Raw genomic sequence first — 20,747 nt, 5'->3', positions numbered from 1 at the left:
ATTATATTATAAACCTTAAATATCTGTCAACCTTGACACTGCTTTACCTTCTCATTTATAATGTGTTTGATGCCAATGAAACGGAGTGAATTTTATGATACTATCTTGTCAGAATATCTACAAGTCCTTTGGAACAGAGGAAATTTTATCGGATGTTTCCTTTCATATAAATGACCAGGAAAAAGCTGCCATTGTAGGAAGCAATGGTGCTGGTAAATCTACCCTCTTAAAAATTATCATCGGTGAGCTTTCTACCGATTCCGGCGAGGTTATTACCGCTAAGGATACCACGATTGGCTATCTGGCCCAGCACCAGGAGCTTTCCGCTTCTGGTACGATTTATGAGGAAATGTGTAAGGTCAAGCAGGAGGTTTTCGATCTCCAGGAAGAAATCCGCAGTACAGAGCTTAAAATGAAGCATGCTGCCGGCGAAGAGCTGGAGCAGCTTCTTTCCACCTATACCCGCTTAAATCACGAATTTGAGCAAAAGAATGGCTATGCCTGTGAGAGCGAAATTGTCGGTGTATTAAGGGGGCTTGGCTTTGCCGAGGAGGATTTTAACCGCACTACCAGCACCCTGTCCGGCGGTCAGAAAACCAGGGTGGCCTTAGGAAAGCTTCTTTTGTCCACTCCCGACCTTATCCTTCTGGACGAGCCGATTAACCACCTGGATCTTAACTCTATTGCATGGCTGGAAAGCTTCTTACTAAACTATAAAGGAGCCGTTGTCATCGTCGCCCATGACCGTTATTTTCTGGATCGCATTGTAACCAAGGTCATCGAGCTGGAGCATAAGAAGGCCCAGATGTATTCCGGCAGCTATACCCAGTATGCCCAGAAAAAAGCTCAGCTTCGCGAAGCAAAGCTAAAACAGTACTATAACCAGCAGCGGGAAATTAAGCACCAGGAGGAGGTTATCACCAGGCTCCGCTCCTTCAATCGTGAAAAATCCATTAGGCGTGCTGAAAGCCGTGAAAAGCTGTTAAATAAAATAGAGCTTGTAGAAAAACCAATTACTCATGAGGCTGAAATCCACTTTTCCCTGGAGCCATCTATCACCAGTGGTAATGATGTACTGACCGTAAAGGGATTAAGCAAAGCCTTTGGCTCAAACCACCTGTTTTCCAATCTTAATTTTGATATTAAGCGTGGAGAAAAGGTGGCCATCATCGGTGCAAACGGAACCGGGAAAACAACGATTTTAAAGATTATCAATGACCTGCTTCCTGCAGATGCCGGAGAAATCCGCCTCGGCACCAAGGTAGAAATCGGCTACTATGACCAGGAGCATCATGTCCTAAACATGGAAAAGACTCTTTTTGACGAACTACAGGATGCCTATCCCTATATGGACAATACCCATATCCGCAATGTTCTTGCTGCTTTTTTATTTACCGGAGATGATGTATTCAAACGAATCAAGGATTTAAGCGGTGGAGAAAGAGGCCGCGTTTCCTTAGCAAAGCTTATGCTATCCGAGGCCAACTTCCTGATTCTGGATGAGCCAACCAACCATCTGGATATTGTTTCCAAGGAAATTCTTGAAAATGCCATTGCACACTATGCCGGCACTGTTTTATATGTGTCCCATGACCGTTATTTTATCAATAAGACAGCTACCCGGATTCTGGATTTAACAAAAGAGCATTTGATTAATTATGCCGGAAACTATGATTATTACCTGGAAAAGCAGAAGGAGGGACTTTTAGAGGCGGCAGCTCTTGCTTCCGATACCTCTGCCTCAAAAGCAGCCGCTTCCTTTAGTATATCTTCCCAGCCAGCTGCCCCGGTCTCTGGTACCAAGCTTGACTGGCAGCAGCAAAAGGAAGAAAAAGCCCGTCAGCAGAAGCGTCTCAATGATTTGAAAAAATGTGAGGATGAAATCCATAAATTAGAGCTTCGCAATGAAGAAATTAACGAGCTTCTGACCCAGGAAGAGATTTTTACTGATGTCTCCCGCCTGATGGAGCTTAACAAAGAAAAAACCGCTCTGGAAGAGCGGTTGGAGGTACTGATGGAACGATGGGAGGAGCTAGCGGAATAACTTTGTATATTTCTCCTTCAGATATTTTACATAATATTCCGGGTTAAATTCCTCACCCATCATATCCCGAAGAATTTCATTCGTATTCTTACTTTTTCCAAATCTGTGAATATGCTCCTTTAGATACGCACGGATTGGCTCCAGCTTGCCCTGCTCCAGGCACTCGTCAAAAGGCAGCACCTTTTGCATCTGATAATAAATCTGGGCTGCTACCGCACTTCCCAGTGCATAGGATGGAAAATAGCCAAAATCGCCACCGCACCAGTGGACATCCTGAAGAATACCCTCTGCATCATTCGTTGGTGTAATCCCTAAGTATTCCTCATATTTTTCCTTCCATACCTTTGGAAGCTCATCGACACCTACCTCGTTATTGAAAATCATCTTTTCGATTTCATAACGTACTAAAATATGCAACGCATAGGTAAGCTCATCTGCTTCGGTACGGATTGGCCCAGGCACTGGCTTATTGCTGCCTAAAATAAACTGCTCCAGGGACACACTGGCAAGCTGCTCCGGAAACATATCGGTAAGCTTTCCATACAACGGTTTCCAGAACTGTTCGTTTCTTCCTACAATGTTCTCAAAGAAACGGGACTGGGATTCGTGCATCCCCATAGAGGTACCTTCTCCTACCAGCGTTTGCGTAAATTCATCGGCCACCTGCATTTCATACAGAGCATGTCCACTCTCATGAATTACAGAAAAAATAGCACTTTCCAGATTGTTTTCATAAAAATGATTGGTAATACGAACATCCTTGTTATGGAAATTCGTTGTAAATGGGTGGGCACTTTCTGCCATAACACCCCTATCAAAATCAAAGCCCACATACTCTGCCAGCATATGGCTCAATTCCCTCTGTTTATCCACATCATAGTGCTTTTCATTGTAGGATTTATCCACAGAGGCCGCCTTTTCTACAACCTCCTTGATAAAAGGAACCAGCTCGCTCCGGATAACCTCAAAAAACTCATCCAGCTTTTCCACGGTAAACCCGGACTCATACTCATCTAAAAGTACATCATACAGGCAGCTGTGTTTTTCCGGGTCCATCCGGTAGCCTGCAAATTTTTTCTGAAATTCAATAATTTTTTCCAATACCGGAGCAAACTTCCCATAGTCATCATTTTCTCTGGCTTCCTCCCAGATACCCATAGCTCTTGCCACCAGCTCAGAAAACTCCCGGTACTCCTCTGGAGGGAGTTTTTCCAAGTCACTTACCAGCCTGCGAAGCTCCTTTACCTGAGCTTTCTCAGCCGGTGTAAGCTTGTCAAGCTCCTCCGGCTTTGCAAGCTCCTCTAAACACTTTTTTACATCCTCATTTACATAGGTCTTAAAATACATATCCGACAATATGCCTACTACTCTGGCAGTGTTCTCATCTGCCAGCTTTGGAGCCAGTGTTGCTGAGTCCCATTCAAAGATTCGCTGTGCCTCACTTAAGGCATCGCCCCTTTCCAGATAAACCTTTAGCTCATCAAATATTTTGCTCATATCTCTACCTCTTTTCTGATTTCCTTTCTAACCGTACAGATTGGGAAACCGACTACATTATAATAATCGCCTTCTATTCCACTGATATACGGTGCAAATTTGCCCTGAATCGCATAAGCTCCTGCCTTGTCCATTGGCTCCCCGGTCGCTACATAGGCTGCAATTTCTTCTTCTGACATAGCTTCCACGAGTACCTTCGTTTCCACGGCTTTATTCACAGTCTTTACGATTTTTCCATCCTTTATCCACAAAAGAGCAATACCTGTAAACACACTGTGACTGCGTCCTGCCAGCTTACGAAGCATCTCTTTTGCATTTTCTTCGTTTTTCGGCTTTCCAAGGATTTCATTGTCGCAGGCAACTACCGTATCTGCTCCGATAACTAAAGCAAGCTCTTCTTCTCCTAGTAAAGCCTTCTCTGCTACATCCTCTGCTTTCATAAGAGAAAGCTCCCTTACCACATCAGCCGGAATTGTACTGGTAATTACCTCTTCTCTTGTGCTTGGAATAACCTCGTAAGGCAATTCTACTAAGTCCATCAGTTCTCTTCTTCTTGGAGAAGCTGACGCCAAAATAATCTTCATTTTCTTCCTCCATTACTTTTTTTCTTTTTTATAGACCTGTATCCATCTGCCTCTCACAAAGAACAGGCAGCATAAAAATGCCGTAATCCAGCTGACCGGATATCCCCACAGTACAGTAGAAAGCCTTGAAACCATCGGCACAGTAATCCAGATCCAAAGCATACGGACACCACACAGGTTCACTATCATAACCATCATTGCCATAAAGGAGTGTCCTGCCCCGCGAAAGGCTCCAGTACAAATATTTACCAGAGCAATTATCCAGTAAAACGGCATCAGGATAATCATCATAAGAACACCATTTTCAATAACCTCTGCATCGTTAGAGAACAGACTGATTGCCTGTATCCGGAAAAGGAACAGTATTACGGAAACAGCGATAACATATACCATCGTAATACCACAGGTGGCCCAGAGTCCTTTTTTTGCCCGGTCGTATTTACCCGCACCGACATTCTGTCCCACAAAGGTCATAACTGCCATACTAAGGCTCATAATCGGCAAAAGCACAAAGCCATCTACCTTATTATAGGCCCCACAGCCTGCCATCGCTGCATCACCAAAGCTGTTGATATTTGCCTGGACAATAACATTAGACAGGGAAATAATCGAATTTTGCAGGCCGGCAGGTACACCAAAACGGATAATCCGTCCTGCCATAATCCTGTCAATGCGAAGCTTTTTTAAGTATATTCGGTACGGAGTTTTACAGGTCATAAGCTTCCCCAACACCAAAAGAGCTGACACCGCCTGAGCTGTAATCGTTGCCCAGGCTGCTCCTGCCACACCCATGGGAAATACGATAACAAATAACAAATCCAATCCGATATTTACAAGAGAGGCAAAGGTTAAATAGTACAGCGGATTTTTGGAATCGCCTACAGCCCTCAGAATACCGGAGCCAATATTATATATCAGATTAAAGACCGAGCCCAGAAAGAATATCCTTAAGTAGGTAGTTGAGCTTGGCATAACAGACTCCGGGGTTCCCATCAAACGAAGAATCGGTCCTGATGCCGCTATACCCAGAAAAGTCATGAGAATTCCCCCAAGGATACTAATCGTCATCGCTGTATGTACTGCCCAGGAAAGCTTCTCTTCCTTTTTTCCTCCATAATACTGGGCAATGATAACACCGGCTCCTGTCGCGATGCCCGTAAGGATACCTATCATAAGGTTAATCAGGGAATTGCTGGAGCCAACAGCTGCCAGTGCCTCTTTTCCTACATACTGGCCTACTACCACCGAATCTACTGTATTATATAGCTGTTGAAATAGATTGCCAATAATCAGCGGCAGAGAAAAAGCCAATATCTGTTTTCCTATATTTCCCTCAGTCATGCGAAGTTCATTGTTCTTTTCCGACATGCCTTTCACTTTCCTTTAAAATTGCTTTTTTCCATTCTTCAACCAGCCGTTCCAGACTAAAGGCTGCATTTGCCGGGCTGGTCGATGGAAGCCTTCTGATTTCACGCCCTGTTTTTTCATAGCTGTATCTCATATAAAGCTCATAGGCCTTACCTCCATTGGCAAAAATGGCCCTGATGGGAGCTTTTTCAAAAATCCGGTTCAAATCCGTGGGCACCACATTCCTTATGGAGCTGTCACTGGAACCCTGGATTTCGCAGCTCGCGATTACATCCCAGATAGCAATATGATTTTCCAGCAAAAGCTTCTTTTTTTCCTCTATCGTTACCGGAACCTCCCAACCAGTCAATGCTGCCATCACCGTCCAGAAACGGTTTCTGGGATGTCCATAAAAAAATCTCGTCTCTCTTGATTTTACAGATGGGAAAGTTCCCAAAATCAATATTTGGGAACCTTCATCAAAAACAGGGTCAAATTCATGGTTTACTCGTTCCATAATTTTTTCTCAATCTTATCTACAATTTCCTGAATGCAGCCATCCTCAAATGGAAGCTTAAGACCAACCTCTTTTACCATATTGGTATAAAAATCGGAAGCAGACAGACGGCAAAGCTTTAAGTAGCTCTTCCATGCCTCCTCATAATTTTCATCCATCCATGCCTTATACTGGAGGGCACAGCTCTGAGCGAGACAGTAATCAATATAATAAAGCGGATAGTCATAGATATGCAGCTGCCTCTGCCAGAAACCGCCCTTCTCAAAGAATGGACTTCCTTCATAATCCAGATGAGGCTTATATTCCTTTTCCAGCTTCTTCCATGCCGCATGCCGCTCTGCCGGTGTCATTTCCGGATTTTCATATACAATATGCTGGAATTCATCTACCATACAGCCGTATGGAATAAAGGCCACTGCATCCTCCAGGTGCATCGTGCGGTAAGCATCTGCCTTGTCCCCAAAGAACAGCTCCATATACTTTTCGGTAAAAAATTCCATGGACATGGAGTGAATCTCTGCAGTCTCCATAGTAATATCCCGATGCTCCTGAATCTTATCAAAGCCGGATAAATAGCCCTGGAAAGCATGTCCGCACTCATGGGTAATAACGTCCACATCTCCACTGGTTCCATTAAAGTTTGCAAAAATAAACGGTGCATGATAAAGCGGAAGATAGGTCATGTAGCCGCCAGCCTTTTTTGTCTTTCTTCCCAGTACATCAAAGAGCTGGTTCTCTGTCATAAAGTCAAAGAATTCCTTTGTCTCGCTAGACAGCTCACTATACATCTTCTGTCCGGCTGCCATAATCTCCTCCGGTGTGCCGGTTGGAGCAGGATTGCCTTCCTTAAAATAGATACCCTCATCAATATAAGAAAGCTTGGAAAGCCCCAGACGCTCTCTTCTTTTCTCATGAAGCTTTTCTGCAAATGGCACAAACACAGTCTTTATCTGATTCCGGAAGCTTTCTACCATTGTCTTATCATAGCAGTTACGATTCATGCGGTAATATCCAAGCTCCAGATAATTCTCATAGCCCATCTCTTTTGCCTGGGCAGTGCGGCATTTTACCAGCTTATCATAGATAGTGTCCAAGGTTTCTGCATTTTCCTCAAAAAAGGCGGCATACTTCTCCCATGCCTTTCTTCTAACCTCTCTGTCCGGGCTCTTCATATGCTTCTGCAACAGTGACAGATTAAGAGTCTCGCCCTCCCAGTCAATCTTTGCACCGGCAATCAGCTTATCATACTCGGTAGTCAGGGCATTTTCCTCCTGCATCAGCGGAATCAGCCGTTCATCGGTAGATTTCATCGCCAGCTCCATATTTTTGAAAGCCACCGGTCCGATTTTCTCCTCCAGATAAGCTCTGTATGGTGATTCGTATAAAAGCTTCTGATAGGAAACCATCAGATTCCCAATCTTTGGCTGAATCTCATCATAATAATCCTGTTCTTTGCTGTAAAACTCATCTGTTGTATCAATATCGTGGCGAATCTGGGCAATCGTTATATTTGTCATGACACGGTCACACAGTCCGTAAAACTTTTCATGTACGCCAAACTGCTCCTCACCGCTTTTTGCTCCCTTAAATTCCTCCATCAGTGCCAGGAATTCCTTTTCTACTCCTTCAAAATCCACTCTTTCATAGAGCATATCCATAAATTTCATTGTAGCACCCTACCTTTCCTATAGATTAATTGAAATTATTTTAAAAATTATAGTTTTCCAGCTCCTCGTTCATATCAGCCATCTGCTTTTCCAGCCTTTCCTGTATCGAATCCAGTTTATCTACATACCCAACAAGCTTATGCTTATTCTCTTCAATCCGGTCCCTCACTGCCCAGTCTGTAAAGATATTGTCAAAAGCTATATCCCAGAAGCGGGTTCCGTTATCTATCCTATCAATCTCCTCACTAAAAGCAATATTTACATCTGAAAGCTCCCTTTTCATCGCCTCTACAGCCGCCCGCATACTGCTCACCAGTCCACAAGCCTTCTCAAGAGCTGAATATTTTACCAGATCCGCCAGTGCACCACCGCCTCCAACAACATCAAAGGTAGCAGCAAAGCCGGCACTATCCAGAGAAAGCAGTGCTTCCTGGGCATAATCGCGTGTTCTTTCTATCGCAGAAACAGCCTCTGAAATCTCCTTTTTCTGGCATAAAAGCTTTTCTTTCTCTGCATCCAGCTTTTCTCCCAGCTCCTTGCCCTCCGGATAGCTTTCCCGCAGTTCTTTCAGCTTTTGTGGAATTGCTGTTTTTAAGCTATCCATCTCTGCCTCTATTCTAGCTATCTGCCGCTTTACATCCTCTACCTGAAACTGTGCATCATCATATTTTCTTTTTGCCTCAATATATTCCCGGTATTCCTTGTCACATTTTTCATCATAGTTGCCAGCAATTTTAGCTATTACCTGGGAAAGCGAAGCCTTTTTCAGCTTGTCAAAATCTGTCTTTTCCTTCTCCATGCTTTTACAAAGCTGCGTAAACTCCTGCTCTAATCTATAAAATTCTTCCCTTTTATCTGCCAGCTTTCCTTCCAGCACCTTAACGTCTGCCTTCATCTGCTCATAAACGAGCAGCTCTTCAGAAAACCCCATACCCTTCCTCCTCTGTTGATTTATCCTATATCATTATATCAAAGAGGCTCCTGGATAGCAAGCCTTACAAATCTTAATAAATTCTTTCGTTTTCCCCCTCTAATCTGTAAGCTTTCCCTGCCTGGCTCTTAGGAGTTATCCGCTCCGTTGACTTTAGTGATGACCTTGACAAAAAGCTTTTGAAGCTTGTTGGCATCCAGTTCATTATTGCCGGACTTTTGAGCCTTACCTGGTTCTTTGGTACCTTCGGTCTGCTAGTTTACTCGGTATTTCTTTTCTTTTTCCTCAAGAAATACGCTCTGGAGCTAAAGGAAAAATATCAGGTGCTTTTATCCGCCGCCGATGAAATGGCAGAGGGCAACTTAAATGTTACTATCCAGAAGGACCTTGGCATCTTTTCTTCCCTTGGCACAGCTATTTCCCGCATCCAGAAGGGCTTTAAAAAACTGGAGGATGCTATCAATGCTTCCTTTATCGACTTCCGCTATCAGCTGCCGGAGGATAAAGTATGTCTTATGCTGGACAGCGAAAAAACCTACCGGATTATTGAAAACCTTATGATTAATATTACCAAATACGCACTGCCTCATTCCCGTGCTTACATTGAGCTTTGCCAGGGAGAAACAGATGTCACTCTTACCATGAAAAACATCTCTGCCGCCGAGCTTAACTTCTCTATCGACGAAATCACCGACCGCTTCGTCCGCGGTGACAAGTCCAGAAGCACGGAAGGCTCCGGCCTGGGCCTGGCAATTGTAAAAAGCTTTACTGAGCTTCAGGGCGGCAGGCTTACAATAACGACAGATGGGGATTTGTTCAAGGCAAGTGTAAGGTTTCCGGTTGGATAATTTTTCTTATAAAAGTGCCTGGGAAATCAAATAAGCTTCCCAGGCATTTTATCTTCTATATATTCGTCTTAATACAACGGATACTTCTCCGTCAGTTCTGCTACCAGCTTCTTTGCCTTTTCTTTATTCTCCTCGCCGCCGTCAATGCACAGGGAGATAGCTTCTGCGATAACATCCATATCCTCCGGCTGCATACCTCTGGTTGTGATAGCTGCCGTTCCCAGACGGATACCACTGGTTACAAATGGAGAAGCCGGATCATTTGGAATTGCATTTTTATTACATGTAATGTTTACCTCATCCAAAAGCTGCTCTGCATCCTTACCGGTCACGCCCTTGCTCTGCAAGTCTACCAGCAAAAGGTGATTATCCGTACCATTGGATACCAGGTTGAAGCCACGCTTCTTTAACCCCTCTGCCAGAGCCTGGCAATTGTCAATAATCGTCTGTGCATACACCTTAAAGGATGGGTCTAAGGCTTCTTTAAAGCATACAGCCTTGCCTGCGATAACGTGCATCAGCGGGCCGCCCTGGGTTCCAGGGAAAATAGCCTTGTTAAGCTTATGCTCCTCAGCGAACTCAGCACTGGACAAAATCATACCGCCTCTTGGTCCCCGCAGGGTCTTGTGGGTAGTTGTTGTTACAACATGGGCATACGGAATCGGGCTTTCATGAAGTCCTGCTGCCACCAGTCCGGCAATATGTGCCATATCCACGAAAAGATAAGCAGAAACCTTGTCCGCGATTTCACGAAACCGCTTAAAATCAAGCTTTCTTGCATAAGCACTAGCTCCCGCAATAATCATCTTCGGCTTGCATTCCAGAGCAATCCTTTCTACCTCATCATAGTCAATATAGCCATTTTCATCGACACCATAAGGAACGATGTTAAAGTAGCTTCCTGACATATTTACCGGGCTTCCATGGGTCAGATGACCACCATGGGCCAGATTCATGCCCATTACCGTATCGCCCGGCTTAACCAGAGCAAAATATACTGCCATATTGGCCTGAGCTCCGGAATGTGGCTGCACATTGGCATAGGTACAGCCAAACAGCTTCATCGCCCGGTCTCTGGCCAGGTTCTCTACCATATCTACATATTCACAGCCACCATAATAACGCTTTCCTGGATACCCCTCTGCGTATTTGTTCGTCAGTGGGCTTCCCATCGCTGCCATGACAGCCTTACTTACAAAATTCTCTGACGCAATAAGCTCAATATGGCTTCGCTGTCTGGAAAGCTCCAGCTCCATCGCCTTGGCAAGCTCTGCATCATAATTTGCCACTTCAGTAAAATCGTACACTTGAAAGCACCTCCTCATTTTTTGATTCCTTTTGTCTATACCTCATCAATGGCTTTTCCAATATCGTTTCTCATATATTTATTGGAAAAATCAATCCATCTCGTTGCTTCATAGGCATTAGCTCTCGCTTCCTTTAAGTCCTTTCCCTTTGCAGTTACACCGAGGACACGTCCGCCGTTAGTCACAATGCCTTCGTCCGTTTTCTTTGTCCCGGCATGGAATACATAGTAGCCCTCCTTGTCCTCAAAGTTTTCAAGACCGCTTATCACTTTGCCCTTTTCATACTTCTCCGGGTAGCCATCAGATGCTAAAATAACACAAACAGCTGCATTATCCTCAAACTCCAGCTCAATCTTGTCCAGCTGGCCATCAATGCAGGCATTCATCACCTCAATAATATCATTCTTCATCCGCGGCAGCACCACCTGAGCCTCCGGATCACCAAAACGGGCATTGTACTCTAACACTCTTGGGCCCTTTTCCGTCAAAATCAATCCCAGGAACATAATACCGGTAAAGTCCCGTCCTTCTGCCTTCATTGCATCCATAGACGGCTGGTATACATATTTCTTACAAAATTCATCTACCTCCGGTGTATAGAAAGGGCTTGGAGAAAAGGTTCCCATACCACCGGTATTTAAGCCCTTGTCACCATCCTTTGCTCTCTTGTGATCCTGAGCAGAGGTCATAGGAAGGATATGGGTTCCATCACAATAGCAAAGTACAGAAACCTCACGGCCGGTTAAAAATTCCTCAATTACAATCCTATCTCCGGCAGAGCCAAACTGTTTATCCAGCATAAGCGTCTTTACGCCATCCTTTGCCTCTTCCTTTGTATTGCAGATTAGCACGCCCTTTCCAAGAGCTAGTCCATCTGCCTTTAAAACGATAGGATATTCGCTTGTTTCCAAATATTCGCAGGCAGCCTCAGCATTGTCAAAGGTTTCATAGGCTGCCGTCGGAATATTGTATTTTTTCATCAAATCCTTAGAAAACGCCTTAGAACCCTCTAAAATTGCTGCATTCTTTCTTGGTCCAAATACACGAAGTCCCCGCTTTTCAAAGACATCCACAATACCCGCTACCAACGGGTCGTCCATACCGATAATGGTTAAATTAATTTCCTTTTCTTCTGCAAAATCTGCTAACTTTTCCATCTCCATTGCACCAATATCCACGCATTCTGCCAGCTCACTAATCCCTGCATTGCCTGGTGCACAATAGATTTTTTTAACTAATGGGCTCTTTGCCACACTAGCTGCAATGGCGTGCTCACGTCCACCGCTTCCTACAATCAGGACCTTCATATAGGCCTTTTTTTTCCCTGGTACAATCCACATATTTCCTCATCTGCCTTTTTTATTTTCTTCGTACAAGATTGTCAACTACTTCAATTTTATCATTTGCAATTAAGTTAATCGCCTCCGGCAGAATATTCCACTCCGCCTGCTCCATAACTCTTTTCTGGAGAATCTCTGGTGTATCGCCTTCCTCCACATGCACAGCCTTCTGAAGAATAATCGGGCCGGTATCCGTGCCCTCATCTACAAAATGCACTGTAGCTCCCGTCACCTTATTGCCTTTTGCCAGAACAGCCTCATGAACCTTCAGGCCATAATAGCCGTCTCCGCAGAAGGAAGGAATCAGGGAGGGATGAATGTTAATAATCCGGTTCCGATACCGCCTAATCACATTTTCCGGTACAATAACAAGATAGCCTGCCAACACCACCAGATCCACCTGATAGCTTTCCAGGGCTTCTAAAAGAGCCTGGTTAAAAGCCTCCCGGTGTCCATAATCCTTAGGAGAAATACATTTTCCCTCAATTCCATGATTTTTAGCACGCTCTAAGGCATAGGCATCCTTTTTATTACTGATAACAACGGCAATTTCGGCACCGTTTATAGTCTTATTCTCAATTTTATCAATAATGGCCTGCAGATTTGTTCCACCGCCGCTTACCAGCACTGCCAGCCTTAGCATAAGGTCACTCCCTTTTCACCCTTCTTAACTTCACCAACGATATAAGCAGTCTCCCCGGCAGCTTTAAGAAGTGCCACTGCCTTATCAGCCTCCTCCGGCTCAACAGCAACCATCATACCGATACCCATGTTATAGGTATTGTACATCATTTCCTCCGAAATACCGCCGTCCTTCTGGAGCATTTTAAAAATAGCCGGTACCGTATAGCTTCCAACATTTACAAAAGCACGGATACCCTCTGGAAGCATTCTCGGAATATTCTCATAAAAGCCACCACCGGTAATATGGCTGCAGGCCTTTACGGTAACACCGCCGTCCTTTAATGCCTTCAATGCCTTTACATAAATTTTCGTTGGGGTTAAAAGTGCCTCACCCAGAGTAGTGGAAAGAGACTCATGATATGCATTTAATACCTCTTTTTTAATATCAAAAACCTTTCGCACAAGAGAATAGCCGTTGCTGTGAATGCCGGAGGAGGCAATGCCCACCAGTACATCCCCTTCCTTTAAATCAGCTCCGGTAATCAGCTCCTTCTGGTCTACAATACCTACAGCAAAGCCTGCCAGGTCATATTCATCTACTGGATAAAATCCCGGCATCTCTGCAGTCTCGCCACCAATTAAGGCAGCTCCTGCCTGTTTACAGCCCTCTGCCACACCGCTTACAATCGTAGCAATTTTCTCCGGCATATTCTTGCCACAGGCAATATAATCAAGGAAAAATAACGGTTCACCACCTGCACAGGCAATATCATTGACACACATAGCTACACAGTCAATACCTACGGTATCGTGCTTATCCAGCTCAAAAGCCAGCTTAAGCTTAGTACCTACGCCATCCGTACCAGATACTAAGGTAGGATGCTCCATATTCTTAAAGCTGTCCATGGAAAAGGCTCCTGAAAATCCACCAAGGCCTGTTAAAACCTCTTTTCTCATGGTCTCCTGTACATGCTTCTTCATAAGCTCTACGGAACGATAGCCTGCCTCAATATCCACTCCTGCACTCTTGTAATCCATTATTTCCTCCATCCTGCCGGGTCAACGGCCAACATTTGTATTTTATAAGCTGCTTACATTTTACCTTATTTAACAGCTCTTTTCTACTATGGATTTCTAATGGTAGTTATTAATACTTCTTATGAAACCCAATGACCTCTATCTCCTCTCCTTTTGAATGCGTTCTATCACCTCGTATACATCAGGTGTATTGCACCGGCAATGCTGACTTCCTTCGCATTTATCAATATAACTACAATCCTTTCACACAGCGAACATTACTCCTAAAATTACGATGCTCATCACTATGCTTATTTTATAAAACCAACTTCCTTTTTATAGTAGAATAATGGGTTACGGACAGTTATTGATTGATAACTATATCATCATTTTTCGCATTGAAGAACCAAACAAAACAGTTTATGTAGTAACAATACAGTACCATGGAAGGAATTTATAATAAGCACCAAAGGACAATACAAATCATCTGGTGCTTTCTTCAATCTAAGAATTATTCTACATCTCCCATTTCAAATGAATCGGATATGCTTCTATTCTTGTTGACGGGTGCGATTCAGCAACATCCACATTAACGGCATCTATCACGGTTTTATCTACAGAAGCTTGATTTTCTCATTATTATTTAATTTACGATACAGATCATTTGTTTTTAATAAATACTCATGAGTTCCGAAGCCACAAATTGTATTATTATCCACAACATATATTTTATTACAACATTGACTAATGATATTCATTTTATGCGAAATAAGAACACCTGTCATGTTTTTTGTATACTTAATTAAAACCTCGAAGCATTCCTTCTCATTTATTACATCCAAGCTAGTAAAGGGTTCATCTATAACATAATATTTACCATATTCAGGAAGTAAAAATCTAGCTAATGCCACTCTGTTTTTTTCTCCTCCGGATATTCTTTCTCCCCGTCTTCCTATTCTTCTGTTACCTAATCCTTCTATATTCAAATCACGAATTAATGCTATATACTTTTCACGTACGTAATAGCATTTAGAAGCATAAACCTCTGCCAACATCAAAATTTGCTCCTGAGATAAATCAATTAGCTCTCGGTAAACATTCTCAATATTTCCCTTCTTATAATACTCACATCCTCCTACAAAGAACAACTCAAATATTACATTTGCTTCCCCCTCCTTTCCCTGAGATTTAACAAATTTATTTAGTTCTTCGAAAGTATTCTTAACTATCAATCTGTATTCTTCATAGGATACTCCCTCTTTACCAAGAGTTATATTATACAGTAAGTCTTCATCAAAAAAGTCAGAATCTTGTTTGTAGTATCTAATAATGGAATAAATAATATTTTTATGTATCTTATCAGTATCTACCATTCCACATGTGCAGCATCCGGATATTGGTATATTTTCACCATATAATATTCCAACAATAGTTGATTTACCCTTGCCTGAAAGACCAACTATTCCTACTTTTTCTGAAAAATCTATTGTTATGTCTTTGACCGTCAGCTCATCTTTATTATATCCAAAAGAGCAACTGCTCATTACCAGCGAATTATCACGAGGAAGATAATTATTAGCTGATCGTAGCAACCCAGCTTCAATTTTACTTTTCATTATCTTATACTTTTCAATACCCATAATAATTGCCTTAATAGAATTAACTGGTAAAAAAACATATGAAAAGCACGTCAACAAAGCAACAAAGGAAGATAAACTCATTAACGAGTTATTAATCTGTATCATAGAAATAATAAAAAAAAGAACCATCGAAATCGTCTTTATGGCTGAATTAAAAAGAACGGATAACTCTTCAATTACTGATGCTGTTTTAAAATACCCGTCTCTAGTTTCAAAGTCTTCTCTCAAATTTTCTATTCTTTCATTTGCATTACCGTACCCCAATACGGTTATTCTGTTCTCAATCAATTCCAAAACCTTGGGATTAATCTCCATAACCTTCTCTCGCCCTTGGGAAAACCTAGAGCTATGATACCGGCCACAAAAAAAATTACTTGCTAGAAGCAACAAATAGGAAAATACTATTAATGGTGCAAAAAAAGTAGACCACTTTAGTGAGTAAAAAAGCATGAATATTGTTGCCATCACCTGAATTGCTGTTGCAAAACTATTATTATAAATAATCCTCGCAATATGCTCAGTATCTCCAAATAAAGACACCATATAAGCTCCTGCTCCTCGTTCCTTAATAATCTTATTCTTTTGGAGAAGAGCAGAAATAATCATTTCAAACTGCAGCTTTCGTTCAAGATAAAAAAGTATACTGTTTTGAATACAGACAGCCAATAATTCGATGGCAATTCCAATAAAACTGACAATACAAATAAGAATGATTTCATTTTCAAATGTATCACCATTCATTACTACATCAATAGTTTTCTTTTGTATAATTGGAACTAATATCTGTGTTACTGGAAGAACGAATAGCAATAAGGTAAGAAATACAAAAAAAACTTTATACTTACGCTCTATTCGCGCAAAAACAAATTTATAAAAATCAATCACTTGCTAATCAGCTCCTTCCAGTCCAATAATTTTATATATTGTTGTCTCTGGAAGTCTATTACAGATAGATATGGCAATTCTTTCATAAATAACTCCCTTCTGTCATAATCAGAAAACAAATATCTAGCACATATGCTCTACTATATCTTCAAATTACAGTACACTGCCAAAGAACCGCTAAAAACCGTTCTCCGGCAGTGTGATTTCCGTTCATTACTTCTTATTCGAAACTTTTACTGTAACTGTCATCTGTACAGTCTTTGTCTTTCCGTTATTTAAGGTAACGGTAGCCTTAACGGTCACTTTTCCGGCTTTCTTAGCTGTGATCGTACCGCTCTTGTTAACTGTAGCAACAGACTTCTTGCTCGTTTTATAGGTGATCTTTTTTACATTCGCCATGTTCAAACCACCATCCAGCGTAACCTTTGTCTTTTTGCCTACAACCACGCTCTTCTTCGCTGTCTTCAGCTTCACAGTCTTTAATACTGCTTTGCTGAGGGCATCCGCCTCACTCGTGTTCACGAGTACATAGCTTGCTTTTTTGAGACCACTCACATCAATGCTGCCGTCTGCTTCTACTTCATAGATGATCTTATTGACCAAAGTCATCTCTCCGGTCCTATCGTCGATCTTTAAGACTGCCATCTTCTTTCCTGCGGTCAGCTCTGCCGCATCTACCGTCAGCCTGCATACAGCATTTCCGTTGGCATCAACGATCTTTGTTTTGATCTCTACAGCCTTCGTGCCTGCTGCCTCTGTGATCTGTGCGATGAGACCTGCTGAGAGTCTAGCCGTCTGATCCGCGGATGTCTGTGTAACGGCTGCCTTTGCCTCCGTTATATTTCCGTCTGCATCCTTAGCTACATTCACCGTTGCCTTTACGCCTGCGGCATCGTTCTTCAACTCTACCGTTGCAGTCACAGATCCATCCTCGGCCTTTGTCTCAGTCGTGGTCACCAGTGTGCCGTCCTTTTTCGTCTCAGTTTTAGTCTCTGTCGCACCGTCTTTCTTCTTGTCATCCATCGTTGTGGCAGAACCGCCGTAGCTTGGAGGATCCACAGGTGCACTCTCCTTCGTAAAGGTCTCGCTCGTAGCAGAACTTGCAATCTTATCATTTTCTACAGTGATTGCCTTGACAGTTGTCGTTTCGCTGATTGAAAACGGAGCGCCATATTTTTTAGAAAAAATCGTCGGATTTGAGCCGTCTGTCGTATAGTAAATATCAGAGCCGGCAGAAGCTTCCAACGTCACCTCAAGCGTGTCCTTGAAGGTAGCTGCGTTGTCTTTACCTGTAATTGTCGGCGCTGCTGATGCCTTCCCGGTAGTCTTTGTTGTAAGAACTACACCGGATGCATTTTTCGATTCGGTTTCTTTCTTTCTGACATACAGATGAATGGTCTCATTGGCGCCAAACTCCTTTTTTTCTATCTCAGCCTTTGCCTTAAATGTCTGACCATCAAGACTATACTCTGCTGCTGCACCATTCAGATCATTAGGGTCTGCGATCCTGAGCATGTACTTTGTCTTGTCTGCATTTAGCAAAAATGTGACTCCTGCAGCATTCGGAGCCTCCTGTATCTCCTTTCTCAGATCGAACGTCCGTTTCAGCGAAGCAGTTGCCTCATACCTCTCATCGACCTTATAGCGGATGGCAACGGTGATGATAGGATTTGTATCAATCTCATCTTTCTTGAAAGTACGCTCATTGTCAGAGTCTCCTCCCTTATACTTATCGGCTTCATCGCCTTCAAAGCTATACTCCGCACCATCTACTTTCCCAATAGTAACCTTCTTATCTCCGTCTCCACCCTCTGGCTCAACTGTCACCTTTAACGTCAGTGCAGGATGCTTGAGCTTATCTACTGTGACATTCAGGTACTTGATCTCGCTCAGCTCATGTGTAGTATCTTGCTGATCATAGGTGACGAAGAACGTGTAAGCTTTGTTTGCTTCTAAGCCGTCAAATGCCCTCTCATTCTTCCATTGAATATGCTTTTGAGCAGTTTGCGCTTCCTGAACAGTTGCATAAGTACCTTCTATCACTGCATACTTTGCGCCTGCACCGTCCATAGCTGTCAGCGTGTAAGTGTAGGTTTCATCCTTTTGCTCTTTGCTTTCAATAGAAGGATCAGCGACCGGACGCGCATCTGCCTTTCCCACAGTCGCATTTGTCGTGAGTTCAGCCTGGCCATCATAGCCCTCCGCTGTCACTTTCACTTTGATCTTAGCACCAATATAGTCTGCCTTGTCCAATTTGAGAGTAGCTGTCGAGCTTGCAGCTCCAATCGGAGTAGTCTGTCCATTCTTCACATAATAAAACTGATACTTGAGTGCAGCATCCTTCTGTTCCTCGTAGATGAATTCTACCTTCGCAGTAATTTCTTCCCCGTACTTCAACGCATTATCAATTGATATACCCAGTATCAGAGTAGCTCTGATAGGCTTCGCATATTTTACAGGAGCGCTTGCTGCTGTTCCTGTGGTATTATTCTGTTTTACGCGAACCCAAATGGTCTCAGTAAGATACGCCTTATTTGCCAAAGGAATAGACGCTTTGCCTGAGTCTGAAGCAACGGAAAGATCTTCCCATGTTTTCCCTCCGTCTACACTATACTCAACCGGCTCAGATTTTGCCGCTTCGGGGATGGTGACCGCAAGTGACTTCTTTCCATAAGGCTCTGTAACCTCACCGAAAACGCTTGCCGCTTCGCCTAAAGAAATCTTGCACTCCTTCAATGCGACTATCTCATCTGTCTTCTTATCCAAAAATCCGCTACGATCCTTATGTCGAACCCCTACCCAGATTTTACATCCGGCATCGGCTACTTGTAATGTATATTTATTATTTTCTGCGCCATGAATATCTCCTGCTGACAGCTCCTTTCCGTCCGCAATCCCCACTCTATACCAGAAATATTCATATCCTTCACTGCTGGCATCGCCACCCTCTACAGTCACCGTCAATGTCTCTCCGACAGTCATTGTTCCTTCAAGTTTTACAGTTCCGGTAAGCTCTTTTTTGTCTGCCGTAGAATCAGAATCATTTGTAGGCGTGTTCTGCGTGTCCTCCTGTGCATACGCCGTCACCGGCACCACAAGTCCGCCGGGTGTGCTCATCGATGCCGCCGCGGTTGCTAGGGCAAGTCCCAGTGTCAGAGATTTGGTCAGTAAACTTTTACGTTTCATTTCTAGGTTCCTCCTTTTGTTGTTGATTGTTGATGGCCAGAGCAAAAAGAAAGCCATGAGGCTGCGATTTACCCGATTGCTTTCTAATCGCTCTGACAAATGCCTTTTCTATGTAATTATACACCCTTTTGGCTTCGTCTGCAACACCGAAACACTGGTCTTCGTTTTGACTGCATGCCAAAAATACAACGCGTAAAAAAGCCACCTGACACTCTCCTGTGCTCTCACTCACAAGATACTGTGCCTGATGGCTTTTGCGTAATGTCACTGATATTTAGTCTGACATATCCTCAGGATAGATCATCGTCTGATCGAAACAAAGGTCTTTGTCCACAATTGTGAGCAAAGACCTCATTTCAAGGCTGTTTTTACAGCCCCTTCTTAATTTTATTTTGCTTCTGCATAAGCCTTTGCAATCTTAGCTCCGACTGCTGCATTATTATATACCAGCTGAATATTAGCCTCCAGACTGCTTCCACCAGTCAGCTTCTGAATCTTGTCTAATAAGAATGGTGTCGTATCCTTACCCTTGATACCAAGCTCCTCACATTCTTTAACTGCTGCATCGATGTTAGAATTAATGTAATCTAAGTCCATAGCATACTGCTCTGGAATCGGATTACCAATCAGCATACCTCCCTTTAAGCCACAATCCTGCTTTGCATGGAAGGCTTTCGCCACTTCTTCCGGAGTATCCAGACGGTAATCTGCCTTAAAGCCGCTGTGGATGGTATAGAAGGCAGGAAGCTCCTCTGTACCATATCCAATAACGGTAACTCCTTTGGTTTCCAGATACTCTAAGGTAAGGCCGATATCCAGGATAGACTTGCAGCCGGCACATACAACAGCTACATCTGTCATAGCCAGTTCCTCTAAATCAGCACTGATATCCATGGTAGTCTCTGCACCTCTGTGAACACCACCGATACCGCCGGTAGCAAATATCTTAACACCAGCCAGAGAGGCTGCAATCATAGTAGTTGCAACAGTAGTTGCTCCATCCATTCCCTTGGATAAAAGCACCGGAAGGTCACGGCGGCTTGCTTTAGGTACAGAAAGTCCCTTTTTACCCAGATATTCAATCTGCTCCCTGGAAATACCAACTGTCATCTTTCCCTGAATAATAGCGATCGTTGCAGGAATAGCTCCGTTTTCCCGTACAATTCTCTCTACCTCAAGGGCAGTCTCTACATTCTTTGGATATGGCATACCATGAGAAATGATGGTAGACTCCAGTGCTACTACCGGCTTTCCTTCAGCCAGTGCCTGCTTTACTTCTTCCGATACGCTTAAATACTTTTCTAAATTCATAT

16 protein-coding genes are annotated in these 20,747 nt (G+C 43.1%); 2 read left to right on the top strand and 14 right to left on the bottom strand.

The genetic code is table 11. The features are described from left to right. Window positions 1-94 precede the first annotated feature (94 nt). On the top strand, window positions 95-2,044 hold the full coding sequence (abc-f, locus tag ASU35_RS03880) for a ribosomal protection-like ABC-F family protein (RefSeq protein WP_058351747.1): 1,950 nt from the start codon (window positions 95-97) through the stop codon (window positions 2,042-2,044). Here the strand turns inward: abc-f and ASU35_RS03875 are convergent. The 6 genes from ASU35_RS03875 to ASU35_RS03850 are packed head-to-tail and all read right to left on the bottom strand — an operon-like array spanning window position 2,033 to window position 8,587. Then, window positions 2,033-3,541 carry a carboxypeptidase M32 gene (locus ASU35_RS03875; protein ID WP_058351746.1) on the bottom strand — a complete coding sequence of 503 codons (1,509 nt, stop codon included), beginning with the start codon at window positions 3,539-3,541 and terminating at the stop codon, window positions 2,033-2,035. The two genes, abc-f and ASU35_RS03875, sit on opposite strands and share 12 nt — an antisense overlap. Continuing rightward, a complete protein-coding gene (locus ASU35_RS03870) occupies window positions 3,538-4,125 on the bottom strand; it encodes a Maf family protein (RefSeq protein ID WP_058351745.1) in 588 nt (195 codons plus the stop codon). The genes ASU35_RS03875 and ASU35_RS03870 overlap by 4 nt, the downstream gene beginning before the upstream one ends. 12 nt (window positions 4,126-4,137) lie before the next feature. Beyond that, the gene (locus ASU35_RS03865; RefSeq protein WP_058351744.1) at window positions 4,138-5,493 is read right to left on the bottom strand and encodes an MATE family efflux transporter; all 1,356 of its coding nucleotides are present in this window, start codon (window positions 5,491-5,493) and stop codon (window positions 4,138-4,140) included. Further along, a complete protein-coding gene (locus ASU35_RS03860) occupies window positions 5,474-5,989 on the bottom strand; it encodes a DNA-deoxyinosine glycosylase (protein ID WP_058351743.1) in 516 nt (171 codons plus the stop codon). Before ASU35_RS03860 ends, ASU35_RS03865 begins: the two co-directional genes overlap by 20 nt. Beyond that, complete coding sequence (locus ASU35_RS03855) at window positions 5,977-7,656, bottom strand: M3 family oligoendopeptidase (RefSeq protein WP_058351742.1); 1,680 nt, start codon at window positions 7,654-7,656, stop codon at window positions 5,977-5,979. The genes ASU35_RS03860 and ASU35_RS03855 overlap by 13 nt, the downstream gene beginning before the upstream one ends. Before the next feature lie 40 nt (window positions 7,657-7,696). Next, window positions 7,697-8,587, bottom strand: a complete 891-nt coding sequence (locus ASU35_RS03850) for a hypothetical protein (protein ID WP_058351741.1) — start codon at window positions 8,585-8,587, stop codon at window positions 7,697-7,699. 179 nt (window positions 8,588-8,766) lie between these two features. Here ASU35_RS03850 and ASU35_RS03845 point away from each other — a divergent pair, with 179 nt between their 5' ends. Beyond that, the gene (locus ASU35_RS03845) at window positions 8,767-9,435 is read left to right on the top strand and encodes an ATP-binding protein (protein WP_058351740.1); all 669 of its coding nucleotides are present in this window, start codon (window positions 8,767-8,769) and stop codon (window positions 9,433-9,435) included. Window positions 9,436-9,503: 68 nt separating this feature from the next. Here ASU35_RS03845 and glyA read toward each other — a convergent pair whose 3' ends face one another. The 8 genes from glyA to ASU35_RS03805 form a co-directional block, all read right to left on the bottom strand. After that, a complete protein-coding gene (glyA, locus tag ASU35_RS03840; RefSeq protein WP_058351739.1) occupies window positions 9,504-10,742 on the bottom strand; it encodes a serine hydroxymethyltransferase in 1,239 nt (412 codons plus the stop codon). 35 nt (window positions 10,743-10,777) lie between these two features. Then, window positions 10,778-12,049 (bottom strand): phosphoribosylamine--glycine ligase, encoded by a 1,272-nt coding sequence (gene purD / locus ASU35_RS03835; protein ID WP_058351776.1) that lies wholly within the window; start codon window positions 12,047-12,049, stop codon window positions 10,778-10,780. A gap of 52 nt (window positions 12,050-12,101) precedes the next feature. Next, window positions 12,102-12,725, bottom strand: coding sequence for a phosphoribosylglycinamide formyltransferase (gene purN / locus ASU35_RS03830; RefSeq protein ID WP_058351738.1), 624 nt, complete (start codon window positions 12,723-12,725; stop codon window positions 12,102-12,104). Then, window positions 12,719-13,744, bottom strand: a complete 1,026-nt coding sequence (purM, locus tag ASU35_RS03825; protein ID WP_058351737.1) for a phosphoribosylformylglycinamidine cyclo-ligase — start codon at window positions 13,742-13,744, stop codon at window positions 12,719-12,721. Before purM ends, purN begins: the two co-directional genes overlap by 7 nt. Window positions 13,745-14,337: 593 nt before the next feature. Continuing rightward, window positions 14,338-16,248: an ATP-binding cassette domain-containing protein gene (locus tag ASU35_RS03820; RefSeq protein ID WP_058351736.1), complete on the bottom strand. Its 1,911-nt coding sequence runs from the start codon at window positions 16,246-16,248 to the stop codon at window positions 14,338-14,340. 213 nt (window positions 16,249-16,461) lie between these two features. After that, a complete protein-coding gene (locus ASU35_RS03815; RefSeq protein ID WP_058351735.1) occupies window positions 16,462-19,434 on the bottom strand; it encodes an FN3 associated domain-containing protein in 2,973 nt (990 codons plus the stop codon). Continuing rightward, the gene (locus ASU35_RS19640; protein WP_058351734.1) at window positions 19,424-19,639 is read right to left on the bottom strand and encodes a hypothetical protein; all 216 of its coding nucleotides are present in this window, start codon (window positions 19,637-19,639) and stop codon (window positions 19,424-19,426) included. Before ASU35_RS19640 ends, ASU35_RS03815 begins: the two co-directional genes overlap by 11 nt. A gap of 182 nt (window positions 19,640-19,821) precedes the next feature. Then, window positions 19,822-20,745 (bottom strand): pseudouridine-5'-phosphate glycosidase, encoded by a 924-nt coding sequence (locus tag ASU35_RS03805; RefSeq protein WP_058351733.1) that lies wholly within the window; start codon window positions 20,743-20,745, stop codon window positions 19,822-19,824. Window positions 20,746-20,747: the final 2 nt, after the last annotated feature.

Source organism: Acetivibrio ethanolgignens, assembly GCF_001461035.1.
Lineage (GTDB): Bacteria > Bacillota > Clostridia > Lachnospirales > Lachnospiraceae > Velocimicrobium > Velocimicrobium ethanolgignens.
The sequence above is the reverse complement of the archived record's forward strand: the minus strand, read 5'-3'. Positions and strand labels throughout refer to the sequence as shown.

What these genes read in the sequence shown, in the direction of transcription:
- ASU35_RS03875 (WP_058351746.1), bottom strand. Translation starts at nt 3,541, where the DNA reads ATGAGCAAAATATTTGATGAGCTAAAGGTTTATCTGGAAAGGGGCGAT.
- purD (WP_058351776.1), bottom strand. Translation starts at nt 12,049, where the DNA reads ATGAAGGTCCTGATTGTAGGAAGCGGTGGACGTGAGCACGCCATTGCA.
- ASU35_RS03860 (WP_058351743.1), bottom strand. Translation starts at nt 5,989, where the DNA reads ATGGAACGAGTAAACCATGAATTTGACCCTGTTTTTGATGAAGGTTCC.
- ASU35_RS03805 (WP_058351733.1), bottom strand. Translation starts at nt 20,745, where the DNA reads ATGAATTTAGAAAAGTATTTAAGCGTATCGGAAGAAGTAAAGCAGGCA.
- ASU35_RS03865 (WP_058351744.1), bottom strand. Translation starts at nt 5,493, where the DNA reads ATGTCGGAAAAGAACAATGAACTTCGCATGACTGAGGGAAATATAGGA.
- purM (WP_058351737.1), bottom strand. Translation starts at nt 13,744, where the DNA reads ATGGATTACAAGAGTGCAGGAGTGGATATTGAGGCAGGCTATCGTTCC.
- ASU35_RS03815 (WP_058351735.1), bottom strand. Translation starts at nt 19,434, where the DNA reads ATGAAACGTAAAAGTTTACTGACCAAATCTCTGACACTGGGACTTGCC.
- ASU35_RS03870 (WP_058351745.1), bottom strand. Translation starts at nt 4,125, where the DNA reads ATGAAGATTATTTTGGCGTCAGCTTCTCCAAGAAGAAGAGAACTGATG.
- abc-f (WP_058351747.1), top strand. Translation starts at nt 95, where the DNA reads ATGATACTATCTTGTCAGAATATCTACAAGTCCTTTGGAACAGAGGAA.
- ASU35_RS03855 (WP_058351742.1), bottom strand. Translation starts at nt 7,656, where the DNA reads ATGAAATTTATGGATATGCTCTATGAAAGAGTGGATTTTGAAGGAGTA.
- purN (WP_058351738.1), bottom strand. Translation starts at nt 12,725, where the DNA reads ATGCTAAGGCTGGCAGTGCTGGTAAGCGGCGGTGGAACAAATCTGCAG.
- ASU35_RS03850 (WP_058351741.1), bottom strand. Translation starts at nt 8,587, where the DNA reads ATGGGGTTTTCTGAAGAGCTGCTCGTTTATGAGCAGATGAAGGCAGAC.